Genomic DNA, 17,052 nt, shown 5'->3' on the forward strand with positions numbered 1-17,052 from the left:
TGTTCATTTCTCAAACTGGCTCAACTAGATAGTGCCCGCAATTACGATAATACGCACTCATATAGTTTGTTGATCTCAGACCGTTACTTGAATAGGTGTTTAAACACGCCTTTTCTGTTCTTCACTATAGTCCTTGACGAAGTGGATAGCGATCCTATAGAACAAAACTCCAACACAAGAAATATATAATGTGTACCCGCAGTCAGAGTACTGGCAGAGCGAATGTAGATTGATACAATGAAAATCGTACTCGTATCGCATTATTTTCACCCGCATATTGGCGGTATTGAGTCGGTAGTTGAGTCACATGCCACGCGACTTAGTTCTCGAGGCCATGACGTCACGGTACTCAGCAGTGATATTGGAGCCAGTCAGATGGCTGTCAACCGTGACGGTTACCGGATCGTGCGTTACAAGGCGTGGAATCCTGCGGAGCGGTTCGGTATCCCATATCCAATTCCATATCCGTCAAGTGTAAGTAAAGTCGCTAATGGGGTCCTCTCAGAAGACGTTGATGTGCTCCACGTACATGGGATGAATTATTTGACAACGTCCATGGTACTTCGACACGCTCCCTCGTTGATTCCGGTATTGCTGCATCAACATACCCCACACGTCGATTATCCGCTTCCGATACAAGCAGTTGAATATCTTAATGACCGGCTCATTGGTAGGTGGAATCTTCGTCAAGTTGACCACGTCTTCTGTGTCAGTACGGACATTGAACGATATGTTACTCAGATTGACGACGAGGCGAGTACAGAGCTCATGGTCAATGGAATAGATACGGAGTCATATCAACCACAAGAATATGACAAAACTGATGTTTTCAACTGTAGGAAGGATGATCCCGTATTCTTCACCTTGTCTCGTATGTCCCAAAAGAAGGGTGTTGATACGTTACTAGAAGCGATAAATAAACTCGGCCAGAGAGAGGTTGATGTGCACGTTGCTATAGCGGGTGATGGGCCAATGAAGGAGGAAGTCGATGCCACCAGCCGGAGACATTCAAATCTGGAAGTGATGGGCACACTTACTGATGACGAACTCAAGCGATGCTACGCCGCTGCGGATGTATTTCTATTCACCTCGAAGAGTGGAGAGGCATTTCCGACGCTGACAATGATGGAGGCATATGCATCCGGAACCCCAGTGATCGCCTCTAAACTCTCTGAGGAGGCCCCTGGAGTGACTGACGATGGAAACTCTATACTTGTAGAGCCAGCCGACGCCGATGAGTTAGCCGAGAAGATGATCAACTGTGCAAATAACCCGAGGAGAGTCGCAATAATGAGCCAGGATGCCCGCAAGAGTGCAGAACAGCATTTCGCGATCGGATCACGAATTGATCGACTAGAAGAGTGCTATCGGTCAATTTCCGAAACAGCTGAGAGAAAGAGTTCTTCAAGTTGATCGGTGGATTTTTCCCAAGTGTGTTGCTCTGCCCATTCTCGAGCGTTCTCACCGATCTCTTCCCTCCGTTGAGTATCCTCTAGAAGTTGGTGTATCGCCCTCGCGAATTCGTTTGAATCGGAGCCATCTACTAGCAGTCCTGTTTCTTTGTGGCGTATCGAGTCACGGAGACCACTTACGTTGCTTCCGACTGCAGGCGTACCACAGGCATTCGCTTCTAATACCGCAATCCCCCATCCTTCTACTCGACTAGGGGCGATAAACACCCATGCAGACTGAAGAAGATCGATTTTTTTCTCTAGAGATACGAACCCGTGATAATGCGCGTCGTTCGTTGATGAGCAATATTCGGCGATTTTCTCCTTCACTGGGCCCTCTCGACCAGCGACATCAAGACGAATAGAAGTGTCACTTATATCCTGTATCATCTCATGGATTTCGGGAATTCGGTCCACACCCTTGTACCGCTCAAGCCCACCGAGATACACTATACGAGAGGTAGAGGACTCTGTTCCGGGACGATATCGTTCCACATCAAGACCATTTCGTATCTCGTAAACGGTCTCCGGATTGTGTCCGCGGTTAACTAGTTCTTCGGTCGTACTCGGGCTAACGCTTACAGTCAAATTCCGGCGTTCACGGAACACACCGAGTGACTGTGAAACGTACCCTAGGACGTTCTGGGGAAACGGATGTGTATTGAAGAATGAATCAATCGCGATATGATGGAAGATCGAGACTCGCGGTTTGCGAGTAATAACGGGCCACGGTAGTGGCGTATTCACAGTATAGACGATGTCGGGAGATAACTTGTATAGATACCAGTAGAAGTACAACGAGACAGTCAGGTACGAAATTACAACGTCCCACGGTGCAGGCACCTTCTCGTCGAATCCGACCCGGTGGATGCGTACAGAGTCGTCGAGTTCCGCCCGCGATCGACCCTCATCGGAGCCGGTCAAAAGGTGAACCTCGTGACCCCGCTGGGCGAGCCCTTTCATCGTTTCTTCCAGATTTAGCTCGGAGCCACCGGCTTGTGAGTGATGCCAACTCCGCTTGTTCAGAGCTAGAACTCGTAGGGATGGACCTGATTCATCCTCGGTTGAAGACCTTTTTTCGGCCACTTTAGATAGGGTATCTCGTCAATTCGGATATACCCTTCGAGAACAAAGAATTACGAAACAGCGCAATTTTAAGAGCTATGAACGAAATGACTTTACATCTATGACCAACGGGAGGACCAATATCGTTCTCGTCGTAATGGATACCGCGCGTGAGATCGATACTACCTATATTCGAAATGCGGTTAATAATTCGTGTTTAGAGGAGTTAGCTACGACGGGAGCGGAGTACAACCACGCGTTCGCAAATGCTCCTTGGACACTCCCATCTCACACGTCAATGTTCACAGGCACATATACATCCAAACATGGGACACACGCAGGTAGCAAGTTCTACAACGGACAGTTCCCGACTATTGCCGATCTACTCTCCAATGACGGATATCAGACTGTCGGTTTCACCAATAACGCGTGGGTGACAGACGAATTTGGGCTGGCTAGTGGATTCGAGGGCATGAGCAAAGTGTGGCAGTATATACAGTCAGACACAGACTTTGGCAAGATCAAACTCACATCGGAAGGAAAAGGAGGCCTGGTTAGAGAGGGGATCTCGGGGCTCGTTAGTGGTGATATCCTTGCGAATTTTGTTAATGCGGTCTATGGCCAGTTTTTCTACCGGCGAAACGACTACGGGGCGAAGCGAACGAATACATTAGTCGAGAATTGGATCAAGAATAGAGATCAAAGCTCACCATTCTTTATGTTTATAAACTATCTTGAGCCCCACTTAGATTATCAACCGCCAAAGAGACTCGTGGAGCAGTTCTTGCCAGAAGGGAGTACGTATCGCGAAGCGATGGCAGTTCCACAGAAACCATGGGAATACACTGCAGGTGTCCTTGGCATGTCCGACCACGATTTTGAACTACTACGAGCATTATATCGTGCGGAGATCGCATATCTCGACGAACAAATTGGAGAATTACGCTCGACACTCAAGCAACATGGCGAATGGGACGATACAGTACTCATAATTGTGGGAGATCATGGAGAAAACATCGGTGATCATGGACTGATGGATCACCAATATTCGTTGCACGATACTCTTCTTCACGTTCCCCTCATCGTTCACGGTGGACAATTCAATCAGGTAGGAGACTCTGACAGGTTGATTCAAACATTGGATCTCTTCCCGACGATTCTGGATATTGCAGGACTCACGATCCCGGAGCATACACAAGGAACTTCGTTCTATCCGAAGTCGTCCACAGCGCCGCGTAACGAGGCTATCGGAGAATATCTTGCACCACAACCGAGTATAGAGAACCTGAGTAATCAGACAGACGTACCCGAAGAAGAACTTGAAGTATTTGGTCAATCTATTAGATCGATCAGGACCACGGAGTACAAACTAATCCGGAAATCTGGAGGGGAAATCTCGCTTTACAATGTCGGGGATGACCCCGATGAACAGACGGATATATCGAGCGAAAAACCCGATATCAGAGACGAACTGGTCGAGCGCCTTGATGCATGGCTAGAGTCTTTTGAACAGACTTCAGCAATGGGAAGAGACGAAGAGATGAGTGAGGGGACGAAGAGGAGATTGGAGGATTTGGGCTACATCTGAGAGGCGGTGCGGTTGGCTTCTACCTTGGTTACGCTTTTCTGGGATCGAAAATGAACCGATAGAGTCTACGGCTCGCTTTCTTTACCCACTCAGCGTCGACTAGTCCGCGCACCGATACGACTGGAATACTGTTACCGAACAGGCAGAGCAGTGCGACCAGCGGGCGATTGACGGCAACTGGTAGGAGCTGCGTCTCCCGTCAGAGATCACCCATCTATTTTGTTCGGTTCCGCAGAACCGTCGTTTTCGTTCGTCGTATATTCTTCGCGTTCCCCACCGAATGGCGTGTATCGTTCTTTCGCGTACTCGCGACCGTACGGATGGTCCAAGAGTCCCCAGTAGAGGAGCACCCGGTGGAGTCGCAATCCCAGACGCTTCCGGAGACTCATACGGCTACCTCGACGACTATCCTAATACGGATGGTGCTAACTATTATTTCCAATAACTATCTCTAGCGGGCGAAAACCCAAAGTCAATCACAGTTAACTGAATTATCGTCGAACGGATGGACTAGTTCCGATGCTAGTACTAGTACTCTGTATTCGCTATCGATGACTTGCCGATCTGACCACCGCGGGTAGGACTGAAAGGGGCGACGCGCTCGAGGTGAGAGACGACGGAAGTACTGGAACGAACGGAGTGAGCGAAGTCGTTCGAAAGACGCAGAGCGTCTTTCGTGATGACGAGAGAGCGAAGCTCTCTCGAACCACGCGCAGCGAGTCGCAGCACTCGAGCGTGTCGGGGCTTTCTGGGTGTTCTCAAAGGTTCAGTAGCAAGCCAGAGTAGCTGTCAGTCGTCCTGCTCGAGATCACTCGCCTCGAGTTCGCCCTCGAGATACGCGATCCCCCGATCGGCAACCCTGTAGTAGCCACGTTTCTCGTCGGTCTTCTCGAGTAATCCTGCATCCGAGAGCACGTTCATGCGTCGAGAAATTGTATTCTGGCTTCGATCTAACACGCCGAGTTCCTCGACGAGGTTGTACCAGAGTGCAGTCGGTGGTAACGCGATTCGGTGGTCCGTATCGGTCTCGATTTCCTGAAAGTACTCTAGAATCGCGTCGTCGGCTTCGTTCATCCACGACACACGGGCTCGCATACCCCGAAAATCATCTGTTCGGTGATTAACTGCACCGGAACCAGTGCTATCTGGACCATATAGCCTATTACTAACCTGTATACGCCAGACAGTTAAGTAACTGGAACTTCACGCTCTTTTTACGGAAGCAATTCGCGGATTTGACTCTCATGAGAGTCGAAAGCAGCGGATCGGTGCTGGAGACACCGAGTCCGCGAGAAGCTCCCGTAACCAGCCTACGGAAGCCATGTCGAACGAGGACTCACGGGGCAATGAAAGCTCCGACCGACAGGACGAATCGCCATCAACGAACGACCAAACCGCCTACCGACCGATCCTCGAAGCCCTCCACACCCACACGTCCAACCTCCTGAAAACGATCAACGACGACCCTGAATTAGACCCGCCCACACGCAAAACAGCCAGACGCCACTGCCGCGAGCTCCGGGCAGAACTCGAGTGGATCCACCGAGAACTCCCTGATCCACCCGAGAACGTCCGTCCACCGATCGACCGTCCCACAGTCATCACGGTCGTCAGCGATCCCGCCGAAGCGACATTCGAGGCGGCCCGCAATCAGTCAGAGCCCGCCGACCCGGACGACGCCGGAGGTGCGGACGATGACTGACCGGTCTCTCGAGAACGCGTCCCTCGAGACGCTTGTCGAGGAACTCCGCGCACTCCGAGCGCGAAACGAGCGACTCGAGGAGCGCGTCGCCGACCTCGAGCGGCGGGTCGACGAGTGCGAGGCCGACGCGGACGAGCACGAGACTCGTCTCCAAACCCACGATGACCAACTCCAAACCCACGACGAGGAACTCGAGACCCATACCGAACGCTTCGAGCACCACGAAACCGAGACCGACCGTCTAGAAGCAATCACGGAAGCCACCCGCAAACGCACGGGCGCGAACAAGGCCCGCATCGAGGAGTTCCAGGCCCGCGAACTCGAGAAGGGCGCCCACCTCCGCACGGACAACGTCGACGAACACGAGATCGACGTCCCCGACGGGAGACTCGAGCGGATCACTAAGACCGACAACCGGCCCTACTACCGCTTGCCCGATCATGAGGACCCCCTGAACCGAGACGACGTGACCCTCGCCCACGGGGACCTCCTCCCGATCCAGCAATTGGCCCGGATGGATACGGACATGCGCCGCGCGACGGCCGACGCGCTCCCGACCCGACTGGCCGCCAGACTCTGGGAGGCCAGAGCCGACCCCACAGTGGGAGACGACCCCTGGACGACCGGCTGCAAGTCCGTCCGGGAGTACGTCGCTGCCTCCGATCTGAAACACTGGATCCGCAGACAGGAAGAAGGCATCAGCGAGACCTACGCGAAGAAACTCGTCTCCCGGACGATCGACGCGGCGCTCGAACTCTCCAAGAACCGCCTCGCGGTCCGCAAACGCACCCAGCGCAAGAACGGCCTCGAGTACACCGAACGCAGACTGATCCTCCCGGTCGACGCTGAGATCCCCGGCGAAACGGCGCCCTCGAGGAACGCCGAGAGCAGTCCCTCGAGTACTACAACGCGAAACTCGAGCGACCCGACCGCCCCCGGAGACAGCTGACGTCCTCGGGCGACCGTGGACGGCCCCCAAACGATCGCCTCGAGAGAGCGCACGTCTCTCACGGACGACACTGATCCACCCGCCGCGAGCGGTTGTTCGCTGGGTTCGGTAGTCGCGGGTCCACCGCCTCGAGCAGTCCTCGGCAGTCTCGCAAGCGACGGTCGCGCGTCGTCGACCGTGGACGACTGCTGTCCACGGACAACCGCCACCGACGCCGGTGATCGGGACTGCGTGAGAGCTGCCCGTCCGTGGCCGTCGGTGCGCTGGTCGCCGACGTCGATCCCCTGCTGGTCCGTCGCATCGGACGTGCTCTCGCGTTCATCACGATCCCGAACAACCGAAGGAAGCACTCATAGACTCATCGATGAAGAGTGGATCGAAAGGAAACCTGTGGATCGATCGATTGCTGCTCTCCGAGCGGGCGTCGGTCCGTGCTGCAGTTCCACCTTGAATTCAGCACCGCTGCTGAAACCGCTCCTCGAGAACAGGGTTCACCGAGGGTCGCTCGCATACTCTTCTCGGGAGCACAACTCTTATGTCTAATGGTACCGTACCACACAATGTGGGCGAAGCCACGAGGAGTCACCGGACGACTTGATTCGAATGTCCGTACGGGACAGGACGGATCGAGTTTGGGGGTACAACCAAAGATCCCGTAACAGGGAAACGAGGTCGACACCCGCAAGGAGACGAACGCGGCCCGTAACTCGGCCACCGCGGTGGTCGAGTGTGAAGGCTCAGTAACGGATCTCGCGTAAGTGAGGTTCGTGAACTGCAGATTTCCAGGCCGAAGGGCCGTAGAAACGCGCTCCCGTTCGGATCCAAATCGTGGCTATCGCCTGTGTGTTATTTTATCGCCGAGAATCCCATTCTGCTGACCGATAGCGAAGGCATCGGGGAAGAGCGGAGTTCACTCGCCGCCCAGTGGAGTGGGCCCGCTCCACTCGCCCGGCAGCGACCTGCGTCGCTCCCAGGGCGCGAACGGACTCGCAGATACGCAGTTGACTGGGTGCCGGTGGTACCAGGAAAGACAGGGGCCTGTTCGTCCACAACCACTCCACTGATCGCAGTGTGACTATCTGACAGACAGCTGATCCCGTATCAGCCCCTCGAGCAACTGGGACGACGACTCCCGGAACTGCGTTCGCGGCGGCGCGGACCGGCCGGGTACCGGATGTGACTCAGGAGGACGGCCGTCTCTTCTAGCGGGTGTCTCGTGTTGGTCACGTCTCCCGTGGTGGCTCCGGTAGCGTAGCCCGCTAGTATGGCCTAATACAACTATATTTAGATAAAGGGAAGACTTAACACTGCACGATAGACAGTGTTTCACACGGTAACACACCGCAAAGACAGATGGGACCGGATGAGACGTCTTCGAAGCAGACGGAAACGGAACAGGCTACTGACGACCGATCGAGAACGCAGTGGGCACGGACGCAGCCGCAACGCGAACCGGTACCGGCAGTCCCCGACCGGTATGCGGCGCTCAGTCTCGCCGAGGACGAGACGTTCGTCTACGACCAGCGAAATCCGGATGCATGGGTGCAATCGGACACGGCCCGCTCGCTCGAGCACGCAGCATAACGCACGTGGCACACCGCCTGCTCCCAGGGGTAGGGTGGGCAGCGAGCGGGTAGTGAAGGAGAATTATGCGACTGCCAGGAACGCGACCAGTCCGTCGGAACTACGAGCCACCTACCGCTCGGTCCGGTCCGGGACCGCAGCGATCGCGGGATCGTCCATCGCCCGGATGTGTTCGAGGGCCGGCCGGAGGTCGTCACCGATCGGCGTCAGGGTGATCGCCCCCGCCTCGCGGTCGTAGTCGATAATGTGGAGATCGACCAACCGCGGGAACTGGATATGGTGGAACTCGACCATGGCGTCGGCGTCGAAAGCGGCCTCAAGGTCCTCGACGAACACCGTACCCCCGTGGGCCGTCAGGAAATACAACAACTGCCGCATCCGGTCAGTCGCGAGGAGTTGGAACAGATCACTGAGTGCGATCGGGAGGTCGGCCGCCGCCCCACCTGCGGGCAACGCTGCCGGGGAGCCATCGGCGGGATCAGGCCGTGGGTCGTCGCGGTCCATAGAAGCACCACTCGCCGGACACAGGTAACTGTTGCCTCAATTACAGCCAGCCGGCACCTAGCACGGCTCACACGTGGCCAGACCGGAGCGCCTCGAGACGTCCCACCGCGGCGCGCCCGCCCACGGCCACGCGACCGGCGCCCGCGCTCGCAGAGTCGCCTCGAGAGCGGGCGCGCACACCGGACGACACAGGCGGCATCCGACCGACCGCACGACCCTCGCGAGCGGCGACGGCGGTCCCGCTGCCGGCGGCCAGGACGCAGGCGACACTCTCCGTGGCCGCGTGGCCACAGCACTCACTCGTCGAAGCCAGCGCTGAGAGAGGGACTCACTGCCGGCGACCGAGCCCGGTGTAGCCGCCGCCTGCGTGCCCTGACACTGGTGCCCGCATGTCGCCCACCGCGGTGAAACGCGCGCTGCACAGGCCGGTCGGGCAGCAGTGCTGGGCGGCCGTAATCCAGCGTGCTGGGCGTAGGCTGGGGCCGGTCACGGCTCGGCAGTCGTTAGCGGTCGCGTTCCGGCTCGCGGCCGAGCACGCTCGCGACGGACTCGACGCGATCCGCGGCGTCCTGCTCGCGGCTCTGGTAGTCGTCGATCTCGAGCGAGGTGATGATGCGGTCGCTGTCGACGGCGTTGTGCGCTGACTGAACGGCCTCGAACACCTCGTCGACCGACTCGGCCTCGATCACCGTATCGGTCGCGGTCAGTTCGTACGCGATGTCGAACTCGTCGAGCGCGTCGATGGCTTGGGCGATCTCGTCGGAGAGACTCCCGTCGCGGACGGGGATGACTTCGAATCTGGCGATGACTGTCATGGTGAACACCTCGAATGCCGGCCGCGGGGCGGGGCCCCGCTGGCACCCGTGGAGTACGTGCACGAGGCGCATAGTTCTTCGCGCGCTGGTGCCTCCGCCGCAGACGGCCGCGCTGCGTGTCTCCAACTCGCCGACATGACTGGCGCAGGCGGCCTCGATCTACCAGCTGTGAGATCAGCGGTGGCACGCATTCCAGGTGCCAAACCGGCGCCAGATGCTCGAGCCAGCCGGCACGGAGCGCCCGACGTGGCGGCCCGCCGCAATCGCAGCCGACGATCGGTGCCGGTCCCGCGTAAGCGAGGGCGCCGAGCGTCGAGACCGGCAACTCGAGCAGCGCCACCACGCGGCGATACGCACGGCAGTCGGCAGGGAGTGGCGCCAAACGCAACTAAAGGAGGGCAGGAGCAACCGGTGACCACCCGCAACGGCCTGTGGAGGGCACCGCGGCCGGCGTGACGTGCCCCAGTCCGGAGCGCAGCTCTCGAGGTCGGGCCGAGACTGGCGACCGACACCGCCGCGTTCCCGTGTCTGCCACACCCTGTCCCGCCGCCGCTACGGTAGCTCACCCCAGGACTAGTCGGTCGCGACCGAGTCACCCCTCGGTTTCGACGACTTCGATGACGTTCCCGTCGGGATCGCGGAAGAACAGGATTTCGAGACCGACCTCGATCCGTTGGGGCTGGCTAATAGGGTCGACGTCCGCGGGCAGCGCCTCGTAGAAAGCCTGGAGATCTGGCACTGCGAACCCGATATGGACGGCCCCGTGCTGGTTGATCGCCGTCGGGTGGGCGTCGTCGCTGGCCGGCTCGTATTCGATGAGTTCGATGCGCGTCCCGTCGGTCCCGGCCGTCAAGTGGGCGAAGTGACCGGTCGCGTCGTCGACGTCGATCGCTGTCGCGATCCCCTCGCCAGCGAGCGTGAACTCATCCACGACCTCGAGACCGAGCGTCTCGCGATAGAATCTGAGGGCCTCGTCCAGATCCGTCACGACGACGCCAGTATGATGTGTGTCACTCACATTCATCATCTGGAACTACGATCCCCGCATATAAAATAGTCAGCTACGGGAGAAGCTAACGCGAACCGACCGTTCCGCCCTCTACTGCCGACTCGCCCGCGGTGTCGGTGGGTAACGAGACTGCCACTGTGTCGGACTCGCCACGGCGGGCAGCGCAGCGATGGCGTCGAACCCGGGACGGTGTCGGTGTCGGTTGCTGACGCGGTGTTCGTCTCGTCGCGGTCGGCAGCGCCGTTACGGCAGGCCCTTGGAGCGGCTGGGCGCACGGGACTGTCGTCCCGGCCGCGTCGCCCTCGCACCGCACCGGTCCCGTGCGTTCACTCGAGTGGCCGACGAGAACAGAAGACATTTGTCGTGGTTAACTAATCTACGCGAGGAGTAGTATGTCGGAGCCGTACGGGCAGTCTGGTCGCATACTCGCCGCTATCGTGCTCGTTGGCCTCTTAATCGGCTGTTTGATTTGGGCGGGCGCGACAGTCGGCGACCTGACGGAGACCCAGTATCCGGACGAGACCGACGTGACGCCGGAGCCGGCTGCATACGTTGGCGACGAAGTCGCTCTTGGCGGCTACGTTGTCGACACCGACCCCGTCGTGATCGCGACGCGGGCCAGCGGCTACGGACGGTTCACGCTCGTGGACGCCAACGCTCAGCTCAGAACCGATAACGCGCCGCTCGAGCGGGGCGACCGGGTGACTGCGTTCGGCACCCTCGAGGACGACTCGACACTGGTCGTCGAGCGCACGCTGACGCGCGAGCCGACCGAGACGCGCTACATGATCCTCGCCTCGGCGCTGGGCGGGCTCTGGGTCGTCGGGCGGTTCGTCCGCCACTGGTGCATCGATCGGACCGCACTCGCGTTCGCGCCCCGCAAGCGATCGCGTAGCGGACGGTCCGATCGGGGGAACGGCCCGCGCGGGACCGGGACGCGGCCAACCGCTCGAGCGAACGACCGTCGAGCCGACCAGTCGCAGACCGACAGTCAACGGAGCGATGCCCACCGAGACCAGGGCGATCGCACTGCGACCAGGGGTGAGCCGCGTGCCTGACGTCTTGACCCACGTGCTCGTCGGCTACATCCTCGGGACGCTGCTCTCGTTTCGCTACGCGCGGCTGCGCCCGGCCCACGTCACGCTCGTCATGACCGGCGCGCTCGTGCCGGATCTCATGAAGATCCAGCTACTGGTGCCGGACGGGCTCGTCGCTCATGTCCTCGGCGTCCCGTTCACCTGGAGTCCGATACACACCCTCGTCGGCTCCGCGCTCGTGGTCGGACTCGGCGCGCTCTTCGTTACGCCGGCCCGGCGCCCTCTTGCGGTCGCCCTGCTCGCGGTCGGTGCTAGCTCCCACCACGCGCTTGACCTCCTGCTGGTGACGGCGTCGGGCGACACCTATGCCGTCTTCTGGCCGCTGCTCGAGTATCGCCCGCCGACGGGTGATCTCTACCTGAGCAGCGACCGCTGGCCGGCGGTCGTCGCCGGGTTGGGTGCGCTCTGCGTCCGGATCGTCGCCCATCGGCGGGACACGGACCGGACACCGCTCGAGTGATACCTGGCATCGTGAGAGTGATGTCCGTCTCATCGCGACCGACTGTGACAGGTGCAGACAGCCGAAAGTCACCGCGAGCACCGAATAGTATCATAGGGCCAGCTGCTAGAGTATCGGTATGCTCGACGAGGGACGGGTGCCGAGTCCTCGCTCTCGCAGGCAGGCCCCAGTCGAACCGGAGCCGCGATGGGCCAAGTGTACGACCTGTAACGGCACCCTCCGCCGAGGAGCCATCAGGTGTCCCCACTGTGGCGGGCGGACCCGCCACTGGTGGCTGACCGGACCGGGCGCGTGGCTGATCGTCACGGGGGCGCTCGTCAGCGGGTTGCTCATTGCGGTCGGCTGGCGGCGCGTGACCCAGCGGCTCCGCGCCTGTGGGCGTGAGCAGTCCGCCGCGGTGCGGCTTCTGTAGCGTTACAGCAGTAGCGAGGTGAAAGCCGTGGAAGGAGGCTAATCGTCTGATCCGGCGAAAATGCCTGCTCCTCGTTGTCGGATGAGTCCAGCTCGAGTGCCGCCGCACCATCGACCAGCCCGCTGCCCCGATCGCGTTCGGTGGCCTGGCGACCGCGGCCCCGTCACCCGATGCTCACCGCGACTCGATCAGCGGCGCCGGTGGCAGTCAGAACAGTTCCGGTCAGGCCTGCGACGGCGCTGCCGAGACTGCCGAGCAGCGTGCGGCCGTCCGGGACGACGGCTGTCCACGGGAGGCCGACGAGTTCGGAACAAGGGCGCGTCGCGACCGCGAGCGACGGGCCGATGCGCTCGAGAGCGCGCGGACGAACACGACGGCGATACTCGACTCGAGCACGCTACTGCCCGACTCGGGACGACCAACAGAGTAGTCCCGTATCGATGGTGAGTCGAGGACGTGAAGCGACCGACGCTGATCGCCCCGCCGTCGGGAAACCGAAACGGACGCGAGATGGCAGCCGGCAGTCGCGGCGGTCACTCCGAGACGGCTCGCGATGGGGATTCGGCCGCAAACTATTCCTGGATAATACCACTTTATTATCGATCTTTCAACCGTTGATTTTCACGAATCCGTGTGTATCAGTCTCAGTCTACGTTTATAGCGGCCCTCGTGGCACGTCGTTGTGATGTCCACGAGTGAACGCCGACTAACAGTTCCGAACGAGCTTGCATCGCCGCAGGCCAAACTCGTCTATCTGGCCGTCCGCGTAACGGACGAGCCGACGGTCACCCAACTGCAGCAGCTGTTAGGGCTCTCCAAACTCACGCTCTTGCCGCTTCTCGCATCGCTCGACGACCACGATTTCATTCGGCGGACGGAGGACGGCTATGTCGGCCGGTGAGTCCGCTCCGTCTTCGGCCGTCGCGCTCGATGCGGCGGACCTCCGGATCGACTGTTACGTCCGATCCGACGTCCCCGCCCCGATCGGCGAGATCGTCGACGGCGTCGTCGGGCGACTGGAGTCCCTCTGCGAGGCCGGGCGAATCGACGAGTACCGGGTCGTTAGCTGGCCGCCGGAAACAGGCGCCGCGAGCGCGCCGTCGCGGGGCGACCTCGTGGCCGCGTTCGAGCGCTGGGCCGACCGAAACGGGCATTCGATCGAGCCGGGGTTTCGTCGACGCGAACTCCCCACGTCACCGCTTGGAGCGGGGTCGGACGCCGCGCGCGAGCGCGTTCGCGTCCCGGTCATGGCGCTCGCGCTGTCCGCGGACGGCGACGTGACGGATCCGGCGGCCCTCCGCGGAGTCGTCCCGTATACGGAACGGCCGAACACCGCCAACGAGCGGACGTACACCGTCGACGAGTGGCTGTCCGCGGTCGAATCCGACGCGGCGGACCGCGACGCGCCCGTCGCAGGGTCGGACCCGTCGCCGGTACCGGGGGGACAGCGATGACCGTCTCCCGAGTCGTGCAACCGGTGACCCTCCCGCGAGGTCGCGGGGCGAGCGACTCCCGATCCGCCGCACGGATACCGCGCCGCCGAATCCGCCAGCCGTCGACGTGGGGAGGTGACCGGTGATGCCGTCCCGACGGCAGTCCGCCGACGAAGCGGCGGATCGCGTGGCGGTGATCGGCGCATCGATGACGAAGTTCGGGCAACGTGAGGAGGAGTGGATCCTCGAGCTGCTCGCGGAGGCCGGGCTGGAGTGCCTCGCGGACGCGGGTGCGGAGGCCAGCGACGTCGACCACCTGTACGTCTCGAACATGGCCAGCGGCGAGTTCGAGGGGATGACGGGCGTAATGAACGCTCTCGCACACGACCTCGGCGCGATGCCAGCGTACACCCAGCGGATCGACCAGACGAGTTCCAGCGGCGGCGCGGGAATCTACGCCGCCTGGCAGTCGATCGCCAGCGGCGCCAGCGACCTGACGCTACTTGTCGGCGGCGAGAAAATGACCCACCGGACGACCGGCGAATCGACCGATATCATCGCCTCGGTCACTCACCCTGCCGAGTACAAACACGGCGTCACTCTCCCCTCCTTCGCCGGGCTGACCGCCCGCCACTACCTCGAGCGGTTCGACGCGCCTCGCGAGAGTCTGGCGACGGTCGCCGCCAAAAACCACAAAAACGGCGTCGACAATCCGAACGCCCAGTTCCAAAAGGAAGTCGCCGTCGACACCATCCTCGAGTCGCCGGTGATCGCGGATCCGCTGCGGCTGTACGACTTCTGTCCGGTCACCGACGGCTCCGCGGCGCTCCTGCTCTGTTCCGAGGAGACCGCTCGAGAGTACACGGACGACTACGTCGTCATTTCGGGCATCGACGGCGCCACGGACACCCACGTCGTCCACGAGCGAGAGGATCCGACCGTGATGGGCGGCGTCGTCGAGAGCGGCGAGGGCGCCTACGAGATGAGCGGCTACGGCCCCGACGACATCGATGTCGCCGAACTCCACGACATGTTCACTATCCTCGAGTTCCTCCAGATGGAGGGACTCGGATTCGCCGAGCAGGGCGAAGCGTGGGAACTCGTCGAGGACGGCTACACCGAGCGCGACACGGGCGAACTACCGATCAACACCTCCGGCGGACTCAAATCGAAGGGCCATCCGCTGGGCGCCAGCGGGGTCGCACAAGCGGTCGAGATCTACGAACAACTGATGGGCGAAGCGGGCCCGCGACAGGTCGACGCGGACATCGGTCTCTGCTGTAACGTCGGCGGCTTCGGCAACTGCGTTATCACTACCATCATGGAGGCAGCACGATGAGCATGGAAGCGACCCGCTACGACGACGGCTCGATCAGTTACCCCGGCCACCCGCGCGGTCGCGGCGGCGCCGAACCCGTCGGAACGATCGATCTCAGCGAGTACACCGGCGAAGTCGTTACCTGGACGACCAGCACGGCGACGCCCCCGGGCGTCCGCGAACCGAACACGCTCGCTATCGTCGAGTTCGAGATCAAGGGCGAGTCAGTCCGCGCGCTCGGTCAGGTGACCACGGACGACGTCGAGACCGGCGACGAAGTCGAACCCGTCTACGTCGACGAACTTCGCGAGCCCGGCGCCGGCATCCGCGAACCGGAGAGCCAGGACTGGGACGGCTATCGGTTCCAACCGGTCTGAGAGCGCCGGTCCTGCAGTAGCCGGCGGTCGGCCGTCGTCTCGCGCGTGATCGGGACGCGGCACCGTTCGCGGACGCCGGAACCCGACCTGCGGAGGTGATCGCGAGCCCGAAGGCCGCTTCCGGTGCGAGCGAGAGCCGCTTCCTACTGTCCCTCGCTTTTTTGAAGACCGTCACGGCGGTTGCACGACCCGTACTCCCTACACCTCTTCGAGCACCGCGAGCGAGTAAAGATCGATCGCGCTGAGGGTGAGGACGGCGAGCGGGAAGGCCACGTCCGCGAAGGCGACGGTCTCGAGGTGGAGGATCGAGAGGACGAGCGGCTCGACGAGCGGGCCGGCGGCGAGAAGCGATCCGGGACTCAGAAACACGAGCGCGGCCCCGCACAGTGCGGCCCAGCAGCAGCCGCGGCGCCACTGCCGGGCGTAGAGGTGCCCGGCGCCCGGCCAGCAGATGGTCAGCAGGTACGCCGGCCACGTTGTCACGCGCACGTCCAGCGGGAGTAGCGGCGTGGACTGTGCTGACGACACGGATTATCGCCTCCGATACGCCGACTGTCGCTGCTCGATACGGGACGTCTCGACGGGGAGTCGAGTTACCATACCGGTCGGATCAACGGTCGGGGTGAAAAACGTCAGTCAGACGGCTGTACGACGCGCGGCGGAACCGTCGAGCGATCGGACGCCCCGGACGATCACGAGCGACTCCGCGTTTCATTTGTCGTGCGTCTCGGTCCCGTTCTACGTCGTCTTCTCTTGTTTCCACGTGTGATCGCACAGATTGCAGCCGTACTGGATGTGTCGGGCTCGCTCCTCGAGCCAGACGTCCGTTTCGCCGCAGTTCGGGCATGGCTCTGTGGCTCCCATACCCCAAATAGCACTGTAAACGGCTTCACAATCACGCTGCCCATGCATGCCGGGCTACCGATCTCCCAGTCTCGAGTCTCTGCCTGCGGTAACCTGCATCGAGAAGCAGCCGAGCACGGCGAGACACGCCGACGGAGACCCACCGTTCCCAGGGGTTCAGCCGCGAAACGACGCGATCCGCGTCGGATTAGTCCTTCTGAATATTTGTAGTGGGATCGTCGACAGCGGGCATCTCGCTCTCGTTGGCGTGGGTCGCGAACCGCGCGATGAGGTCGTCGACCGCGAGCGATCCGGTCATCTGCGGACTGTTTCGAGCCAGCGTGAGGCACATCAGTATCCGCTCGATCTCCTCGTCCGTGAACTCGAGTGACACCGTAGACTCCGTCTCCTCCTCCATATAGCGAATAGCTATAAGCAACACTCC

General features: G+C 60.7%; 19 protein-coding genes. 12 read left to right on the forward strand and 7 right to left on the reverse strand.

Going from position 1 to position 17,052, the window contains the following annotated elements; all coding sequences use genetic code 11:
* Nucleotides 1-237 precede the first annotated feature (237 nt).
* Entirely contained in the window at nt 238-1,413 is a 1,176-nt protein-coding gene (locus EH209_RS12505; RefSeq protein ID WP_126663209.1) for a glycosyltransferase family 4 protein, read from the forward strand.
* On the opposite strand, the gene EH209_RS12510 is transcribed toward EH209_RS12505, so the two are convergent.
* Nucleotides 1,365-2,537 carry a glycosyltransferase family 4 protein gene (locus tag EH209_RS12510; protein WP_282957091.1) on the reverse strand — a complete coding sequence of 391 codons (1,173 nt, stop codon included), beginning with the start codon at nt 2,535-2,537 and terminating at the stop codon, nt 1,365-1,367. The genes EH209_RS12505 and EH209_RS12510 overlap by 49 nt on opposite strands.
* Nucleotides 2,538-2,637: 100 nt before the next feature.
* Here EH209_RS12510 and EH209_RS12515 point away from each other — a divergent pair, with 100 nt between their 5' ends.
* On the forward strand, nt 2,638-4,104 hold the full coding sequence (locus EH209_RS12515) for a sulfatase-like hydrolase/transferase (protein WP_126663211.1): 1,467 nt from the start codon (nt 2,638-2,640) through the stop codon (nt 4,102-4,104).
* Between the two features lie 789 nt (nt 4,105-4,893).
* On the opposite strand, the gene EH209_RS12530 is transcribed toward EH209_RS12515, so the two are convergent.
* Nucleotides 4,894-5,178: a transcriptional regulator gene (locus EH209_RS12530; RefSeq protein WP_394343692.1), complete on the reverse strand. Its 285-nt coding sequence runs from the start codon at nt 5,176-5,178 to the stop codon at nt 4,894-4,896.
* A 247-nt stretch (nt 5,179-5,425) separates the two neighbouring features.
* Here EH209_RS12530 and EH209_RS12535 point away from each other — a divergent pair, with 247 nt between their 5' ends.
* From EH209_RS12535 to EH209_RS12545, 3 genes are all read left to right on the forward strand, one after another.
* Entirely contained in the window at nt 5,426-5,806 is a 381-nt protein-coding gene (locus EH209_RS12535; protein ID WP_126663214.1) for a hypothetical protein, read from the forward strand.
* Nucleotides 5,799-6,755 (forward strand): hypothetical protein, encoded by a 957-nt coding sequence (locus EH209_RS12540; RefSeq protein WP_126663215.1) that lies wholly within the window; start codon nt 5,799-5,801, stop codon nt 6,753-6,755. Before EH209_RS12535 ends, EH209_RS12540 begins: the two co-directional genes overlap by 8 nt.
* Nucleotides 6,756-8,108: 1,353 nt before the next feature.
* Nucleotides 8,109-8,339, forward strand: coding sequence for a DUF7331 family protein (locus EH209_RS12545; protein ID WP_126663216.1), 231 nt, complete (start codon nt 8,109-8,111; stop codon nt 8,337-8,339).
* Between the two features lie 111 nt (nt 8,340-8,450).
* Here the strand turns inward: EH209_RS12545 and EH209_RS12550 are convergent, their stop codons facing one another.
* The 3 genes from EH209_RS12550 to EH209_RS12560 all read right to left on the reverse strand — a co-directional run bounded on the left by EH209_RS12550 (nt 8,451) and on the right by EH209_RS12560 (nt 10,682).
* A complete protein-coding gene (locus EH209_RS12550) occupies nt 8,451-8,843 on the reverse strand; it encodes a hypothetical protein (protein ID WP_126663217.1) in 393 nt (130 codons plus the stop codon).
* Between the two features lie 503 nt (nt 8,844-9,346).
* Nucleotides 9,347-9,658: an MTH1187 family thiamine-binding protein gene (locus tag EH209_RS12555; protein ID WP_126663218.1), complete on the reverse strand. Its 312-nt coding sequence runs from the start codon at nt 9,656-9,658 to the stop codon at nt 9,347-9,349.
* A 592-nt stretch (nt 9,659-10,250) separates the two neighbouring features.
* Nucleotides 10,251-10,682: a VOC family protein gene (locus EH209_RS12560; RefSeq protein WP_126663219.1), complete on the reverse strand. Its 432-nt coding sequence runs from the start codon at nt 10,680-10,682 to the stop codon at nt 10,251-10,253.
* 377 nt (nt 10,683-11,059) lie between these two features.
* Here EH209_RS12560 and EH209_RS12565 point away from each other — a divergent pair, with 377 nt between their 5' ends.
* From EH209_RS12565 to EH209_RS12595, 7 genes are all read left to right on the forward strand, one after another.
* On the forward strand, nt 11,060-11,725 hold the full coding sequence (locus EH209_RS12565; RefSeq protein WP_164722040.1) for a hypothetical protein: 666 nt from the start codon (nt 11,060-11,062) through the stop codon (nt 11,723-11,725).
* Nucleotides 11,709-12,224, forward strand: a complete 516-nt coding sequence (locus EH209_RS12570) for a metal-dependent hydrolase (RefSeq protein WP_211338357.1) — start codon at nt 11,709-11,711, stop codon at nt 12,222-12,224. The genes EH209_RS12565 and EH209_RS12570 overlap by 17 nt, the downstream gene beginning before the upstream one ends.
* Nucleotides 12,225-12,342: 118 nt before the next feature.
* Nucleotides 12,343-12,636, forward strand: a complete 294-nt coding sequence (locus EH209_RS12575; protein WP_126663221.1) for a hypothetical protein — start codon at nt 12,343-12,345, stop codon at nt 12,634-12,636.
* A 685-nt stretch (nt 12,637-13,321) separates the two neighbouring features.
* On the forward strand, nt 13,322-13,537 hold the full coding sequence (locus EH209_RS12580) for a MarR family transcriptional regulator (protein WP_126663222.1): 216 nt from the start codon (nt 13,322-13,324) through the stop codon (nt 13,535-13,537).
* Nucleotides 13,524-14,090, forward strand: coding sequence for an HTH domain-containing protein (locus EH209_RS12585; protein ID WP_211338358.1), 567 nt, complete (start codon nt 13,524-13,526; stop codon nt 14,088-14,090). Before EH209_RS12580 ends, EH209_RS12585 begins: the two co-directional genes overlap by 14 nt.
* Nucleotides 14,091-14,214: 124 nt before the next feature.
* Entirely contained in the window at nt 14,215-15,408 is a 1,194-nt protein-coding gene (locus EH209_RS12590) for a thiolase family protein (protein ID WP_126663223.1), read from the forward strand.
* Nucleotides 15,405-15,764 carry an OB-fold domain-containing protein gene (locus tag EH209_RS12595; RefSeq protein WP_126663224.1) on the forward strand — a complete coding sequence of 120 codons (360 nt, stop codon included), beginning with the start codon at nt 15,405-15,407 and terminating at the stop codon, nt 15,762-15,764. The genes EH209_RS12590 and EH209_RS12595 overlap by 4 nt, the downstream gene beginning before the upstream one ends.
* Before the next feature lie 198 nt (nt 15,765-15,962).
* Here EH209_RS12595 and EH209_RS12600 read toward each other — a convergent pair whose 3' ends face one another.
* Nucleotides 15,963-16,292 carry a hypothetical protein gene (locus tag EH209_RS12600; protein ID WP_126663225.1) on the reverse strand — a complete coding sequence of 110 codons (330 nt, stop codon included), beginning with the start codon at nt 16,290-16,292 and terminating at the stop codon, nt 15,963-15,965.
* Between the two features lie 523 nt (nt 16,293-16,815).
* Nucleotides 16,816-17,025 carry a hypothetical protein gene (locus tag EH209_RS12605; protein WP_126663226.1) on the reverse strand — a complete coding sequence of 70 codons (210 nt, stop codon included), beginning with the start codon at nt 17,023-17,025 and terminating at the stop codon, nt 16,816-16,818.
* Nucleotides 17,026-17,052: the final 27 nt, after the last annotated feature.

It is taken from the genome of Haloterrigena salifodinae (genome assembly GCF_003977755.1).
In the GTDB taxonomy this organism is placed as follows: domain Archaea; phylum Halobacteriota; class Halobacteria; order Halobacteriales; family Natrialbaceae; genus Haloterrigena; species Haloterrigena salifodinae.

Bases quoted from the DNA above. Each gene is read 5' to 3' on its own strand.
- EH209_RS12555 (WP_126663218.1), bottom strand. From the start codon at position 9,658: ATGACAGTCATCGCCAGATTCGAAGTCATCCCCGTCCGCGACGGGAGT.
- EH209_RS12575 (WP_126663221.1), top strand. From the start codon at position 12,343: ATGCTCGACGAGGGACGGGTGCCGAGTCCTCGCTCTCGCAGGCAGGCC.
- EH209_RS12595 (WP_126663224.1), top strand. From the start codon at position 15,405: ATGAGCATGGAAGCGACCCGCTACGACGACGGCTCGATCAGTTACCCC.
- EH209_RS12535 (WP_126663214.1), top strand. From the start codon at position 5,426: ATGTCGAACGAGGACTCACGGGGCAATGAAAGCTCCGACCGACAGGAC.
- EH209_RS12590 (WP_126663223.1), top strand. From the start codon at position 14,215: ATGCCGTCCCGACGGCAGTCCGCCGACGAAGCGGCGGATCGCGTGGCG.
- EH209_RS12605 (WP_126663226.1), bottom strand. From the start codon at position 17,025: ATGGAGGAGGAGACGGAGTCTACGGTGTCACTCGAGTTCACGGACGAG.
- EH209_RS12540 (WP_126663215.1), top strand. From the start codon at position 5,799: ATGACTGACCGGTCTCTCGAGAACGCGTCCCTCGAGACGCTTGTCGAG.
- EH209_RS12580 (WP_126663222.1), top strand. From the start codon at position 13,322: ATGTCCACGAGTGAACGCCGACTAACAGTTCCGAACGAGCTTGCATCG.
- EH209_RS12550 (WP_126663217.1), bottom strand. From the start codon at position 8,843: ATGGACCGCGACGACCCACGGCCTGATCCCGCCGATGGCTCCCCGGCA.
- EH209_RS12545 (WP_126663216.1), top strand. From the start codon at position 8,109: ATGGGACCGGATGAGACGTCTTCGAAGCAGACGGAAACGGAACAGGCT.
- EH209_RS12585 (WP_211338358.1), top strand. From the start codon at position 13,524: ATGTCGGCCGGTGAGTCCGCTCCGTCTTCGGCCGTCGCGCTCGATGCG.
- EH209_RS12560 (WP_126663219.1), bottom strand. From the start codon at position 10,682: ATGAATGTGAGTGACACACATCATACTGGCGTCGTCGTGACGGATCTG.
- EH209_RS12505 (WP_126663209.1), top strand. From the start codon at position 238: ATGAAAATCGTACTCGTATCGCATTATTTTCACCCGCATATTGGCGGT.
- EH209_RS12565 (WP_164722040.1), top strand. From the start codon at position 11,060: ATGTCGGAGCCGTACGGGCAGTCTGGTCGCATACTCGCCGCTATCGTG.
- EH209_RS12530 (WP_394343692.1), bottom strand. From the start codon at position 5,178: ATGAACGAAGCCGACGACGCGATTCTAGAGTACTTTCAGGAAATCGAG.
- EH209_RS12515 (WP_126663211.1), top strand. From the start codon at position 2,638: ATGACCAACGGGAGGACCAATATCGTTCTCGTCGTAATGGATACCGCG.